This is a genomic window from Aeromonas sp. PrichA-15 (assembly GCF_017939245.1).
GTDB classification, from domain to species: Bacteria; Pseudomonadota; Gammaproteobacteria; order Enterobacterales; family Aeromonadaceae; genus Aeromonas; species Aeromonas caviae.
Genome location: NZ_JAGKRH010000262.1, coordinates 1 through 293, shown reverse-complemented (window position 1 = coordinate 293; position 293 = coordinate 1). Strand labels below are relative to the sequence as shown.

The window sequence follows — 293 nt, the reverse complement described above, 5'->3', positions numbered from 1 at the left end:
GAATATAAGCAGGCATGGCGAGGCGGTCAGGTGTTGGCGATAAACCCGGCCTACACCAGCCAGCAGTGCGCCTGTTGTGGGCATACTGCGAAGGATAACCGCCAGACGCAAAGCCAGTTTAAATGCGCTGCGTGTGGTTATGAGGCAAACGCCGATGTGAACGGCGCTCGCAATATTTTAGCGGCGGGACACGCCGTTTTAGCCTGTGGAGGCGTGGTGCAATCAGGCCGCCCGATGAAGCAGGAACCCGGTACTGCGCGAGCAGCTATCACCCAGTAATGGGAATCCCCCTC

The 293-nt window shown here is 58.4% G+C and carries 1 protein-coding gene; it reads left to right on the top strand.

Annotation, left to right across the window (positions count from 1 at the left end; all coding sequences use genetic code 11):
* On the top strand, nt 1–279 hold a 279-nt coding region (locus J9889_RS24755), incomplete at its 5' end, for a zinc ribbon domain-containing protein (RefSeq protein ID WP_210557651.1).
* Nucleotides 280–293: the final 14 nt, after the last annotated feature.